Raw genomic sequence first — 429 nt, 5'->3', positions numbered from 1 at the left:
CGAGGATGATTTTTGTTACGAGTGTGTTTTTGTTAATGACAATAAAGATGAGATACGCCTTTGGGTTAAAGATTTAGAAGAATGTGACAAGGATGGTTTGTATTCGAGTATCGATAATTTAGATTTGGAAAATTGTACGTCTGATGATTTTAAAAGAAGACTCTCAACGATTTGCGAGAAATTTTTTGGATCGTTGTCATGAGTTATCAATTCGCACATTTTGAGATGCTGAGTCGTAAAGTGCTTGTAAAGCCTTCCGACAAGGCAACGAAGTCTAAGAAGTGGAATATTAAAGAGACTATAGATGAGGCTACCCGGAGAAATCCGGATGCCTGTTTGCATGTTGAAAATCCAGGCAAGCCGGTTCTCGTTTTTTGTCAGGATTTAGAAGCTCTTGAGCGTGAGCATGAGCAGGCTTGCGATGGTGCT

General features: G+C 39.6%; 2 protein-coding genes. Both read left to right on the top strand.

Going from position 1 to position 429, the window contains the following annotated elements; all coding sequences use genetic code 11:
* Positions 1-202: hypothetical protein (locus KP705_RS18015; protein ID WP_215765284.1), on the top strand; the 202-nt coding region annotated here is incomplete at its 5' end.
* Positions 199-429: hypothetical protein (locus tag KP705_RS18010; protein WP_215765283.1), on the top strand; the 231-nt coding region annotated here is incomplete at its 3' end. The genes KP705_RS18015 and KP705_RS18010, both read left to right, overlap by 4 nt.

Origin of the sequence: Gluconobacter sp. P1D12_c, from assembly GCF_018812105.1 — a bacterium.
Taxonomy (GTDB): Bacteria; Pseudomonadota; Alphaproteobacteria; order Acetobacterales; family Acetobacteraceae; genus Gluconobacter; species Gluconobacter oxydans_A.
The sequence above is the reverse complement of the archived record's forward strand: the minus strand, read 5'-3'. Positions and strand labels throughout refer to the sequence as shown.